The organism is Streptomyces sp. NPDC058457, assembly GCF_042720695.1.
Lineage (GTDB): Bacteria > Actinomycetota > Actinomycetes > Streptomycetales > Streptomycetaceae > Streptomyces.
This window is the reverse complement of record NZ_JBHXLU010000186.1, coordinates 1-2,836: the sequence shown is the minus strand read 5'-3', so window position 1 is coordinate 2,836 and position 2,836 is coordinate 1. Positions and strand designations below refer to the sequence as shown.

The 2,836-nt window shown below is 71.2% G+C and carries 3 protein-coding genes; all 3 read right to left on the bottom strand.

Going from position 1 to position 2,836, the window contains the following annotated elements; translation table 11 throughout:
• Window positions 1–41 precede the first annotated feature (41 nt).
• Window positions 42–446, bottom strand: a complete 405-nt coding sequence (locus tag ACFWPS_RS53880; protein WP_383721893.1) for a hypothetical protein — start codon at window positions 444–446, stop codon at window positions 42–44.
• A gap of 106 nt (window positions 447–552) precedes the next feature.
• Window positions 553–2,325: a relaxase/mobilization nuclease domain-containing protein gene (locus ACFWPS_RS53875; protein WP_383721892.1), complete on the bottom strand. Its 1,773-nt coding sequence runs from the start codon at window positions 2,323–2,325 to the stop codon at window positions 553–555.
• Window positions 2,325–2,836 (bottom strand): plasmid mobilization protein (locus ACFWPS_RS53870; protein ID WP_383721890.1); only part of this gene is annotated, 512 nt, incomplete at its 5' end. The genes ACFWPS_RS53870 and ACFWPS_RS53875, both read right to left, overlap by 1 nt.

The following is a 2,836-nucleotide window of genomic DNA, read 5'->3' as shown; positions in this document are numbered from 1 at the left end:
GTGTATCCGTGGCGCTCCTCGGCGTTCGGTCTGTTGCTCTCCTACTGCAGGTAGATGCCGGCGAAGACTCCGTCGAAGCCGAGCGCGACCAGTCCCGCTTCGACGCTCGGGTAGGTCGTCCCATTCGGGCCGCCGATCAGGGCGTCGAAGTCGGCGCGGCTGATCTCGGGTTCGAGCCACTGGTTGCCGCACCGGCAGCGAATCCAGACGTTGCGGCCCTGGTTGATGAGCAGCCAGTCGCGTCGGGCCCGGCACCCGGAGCAGATCACTGGTATACCGCCGAGGGCGAGTTCGCGTGGGTGGCCGACGCAGCGGGTCGCGCCAGGGCCTTCGGCCGACTTCGACTCGTACGCGAGCTGCAGCTGGTGGTCGGTGTCGGTGGGGAGAACGGGCAGCGCGGGTGCCGACTCCGTGGTGCGGTCGGTGGTTCTGAGCACGAGCGTCATCTCCCGGTCGAGGGTCCTGTTCTCATCCCTAACAGCCGGTTGAACCAGCTGTCCAGGCATTTCATGGAGTCCGTGCAGCCAATGGCCAGCCTTCCGGACGAGCTGTTCAGCGACGTTGTGGGCGGCTGTGCGGATCGGAGACGGCAGGGTGCGCAGTCGCTGCGGAGGTGTTCCGTTCGCTGGTCCGGCTGGCCGATGTCTTGGTCTGGCGGGTGCCAGCCTGCGGGCGACGCGGGGCTTCGCCTGGGTGGGCGGAGAGCTGAGCGATGCGGCGAAGGCGCCAGACCAGTACGTCGTTGACGTCCTCGGCAGTGTCGAGTTCGCGCATGTTGATGGCCTGCTGCAGCAGGGCTTCGGGGTCGTGACCAATCTGCTCAGCCTGGGCGAGGGTGGCGACCAGGGCGTCGGTCCTCGTCGGCACGTCGTCCGCTTGTAGGCCGTGCTCCGGCAGAACGGCGCGCAGGGTGGCGTCGAGCGAGCGGCGTTGGGCCTCGGGAAGAGCGCGGCCTTGGTCGTGCAGCGCTCGCATTGGGGCCGCGGCGGCCTGGCGGTAGGCGCGACGCAGGTGCGCGGCGGCTTGGCGGGAGGCGTGGGCCTGCTGGGCGTGGCCGCGGGCGGAGTGCCAGCGGGCAGCGGCGAGGGTGACCAGGACCAAGGTGGAGACGAGCATGGCGGTGGTGCCGCCGTCCTCGCCCCGTCCGAGTGCACTGCCGGCCTGGACGATGCCCCGGGCGGCCGAGCGGAGCGCCCGGGTGTCGGCGCGTTCCGCTCGGATGTGGCTGCGGGTTGCTCGCTCGAAGGCGCGGGCCGCGGCAGCCAGCTCGGTACGGGTGTCGGCCGGGGAGGTCTGGGCGACCGCGTCCAGCAGTTCTCCGACACCGACGAGCTGGGCGGCGGCTTCGCCGTCGTCGCCACGATCCAGGAGGACAGCGGCGCGTTCGGCGATACCGGTGGCGCTCCGTCGTTCCCGAGCAGGCGGGGACCAGTCCGTCCGACCGCCGGCTGCCGAGGGCGTTGTTCGCTCGTCGGTACCGTCCGCCAGCCGAAGGCGGATCTTCGGCAAGGAGAGGTCGGGGGCCAACTTGGAGCCGGGGTACCAGACCGGCTCGCCGTGGCGGTTGCGGTCACCGGGCAGGGCCACGTTGTACCCGAGGGCGTCACCGGACGGGGCGTGACGCACCTTCACCCGCAGGCCCGCCTCGCGCAGCCGGGTGAAGAACTCCTTCTCGTCGTCAGCTCCGGCGAGAGCCTGGCGGACGGCTTCGCGGAGCGTCTCGCGGGAGGCTTCAGGTCGGCCGGTGCGCTCGGCCTTGAACTTCTCGGCGCTGGTGGGGTTCTTCGCCGCGGTGCCGTCGCCGGCGTTCAGACGGCGCAGGCCCATCTCCTTCTCGATGCGACGGCATTCGGCCTGAGCCTTGTTGAAGTCGTAGTTCAGGCGTGGGTTGCGTAGATCACCGCGTACCAGGGTGGCGACGATGTGGATGTGGTCCTCTGCGTGGCGGACTGCGATCCACCGGCAGCCGTCGGGGTCACCGTCCGGGGCGATGCCGGTGGCGTGGACGATGCGCCGGGCGACGGAGTTCCACTCCTCGTCGCCGAGCCGCCGGTCGCCGGGGGCGGTGCGGACCGAACAGTGCCAGACGTGCTTGGCGGGCGCGCGGTCGCCGGCCTGCTTGACCCGGAGGTCCAGGGCGGCGGCGAGTCGGGCGAGGGTGACCTTCGGGGCGGGGGCGGGACTGGTGTCGCGGCCGGGGTCGGGGGCGAAGCCGTCCCAGGAGCCGACGAGGTGCGCATCGGTGTGTTCCTCGCGCCTTCCGGGGCCGTACAGGTAAACGAGGAGACCGTGGGTGCGAGAGCCGCGTCCGATGTCGGGAACCATCACAGCCGCCTGGTCACCAAGTCGTTCGCCGCGTCGTCGACGTGGGCGAGAAGCCGGATCAGCGCGCCCAGCACGTGTTCGAGGTCGCCCGTGCGCGGGCGGCCACCGCTGTTGAGGACGTAGGCGATCTGGTTGATGTTGTTGCCGATGCGGGCCAACGCGGTGCGCAGGGCGGCGAGTTCGTCGATGGCTGTATCGAGATGCTCGTTGCTGTGCACGGCGACTCGCCCGCGGGCGGCGGTCAGGCCGGCGGTGGCGAGGAAGCGGGCGACGGTGACACCGCGCTGCGCGGCGGCGGCGACAATCTCGGCTTTCTCGGTGTCGGACAGGCGGGTGGTCGTCTTGCGGGTGCGCTCGCTCGGGTTGCGGCTGCGGCGGCGCGGTGTGCGGTCGGGGAAGGCGGGCGTGCTCGGGCTCGGCTGCTCTTGGTGCTCGTCGCGATCGACTTCTCCCCCGGTTACCGGCGCCCCCTGGTGCTGGTTGCCCGGCTGGTCCCCGAGCGCCCTCGCTC

Excerpts from the sequence above, each read along its gene's own strand:
- ACFWPS_RS53880 (WP_383721893.1), bottom strand. The coding sequence starts at position 446 with ATGACGCTCGTGCTCAGAACCACCGACCGCACCACGGAGTCGGCACCC.
- ACFWPS_RS53875 (WP_383721892.1), bottom strand. The coding sequence starts at position 2,325 with ATGGTTCCCGACATCGGACGCGGCTCTCGCACCCACGGTCTCCTCGTT.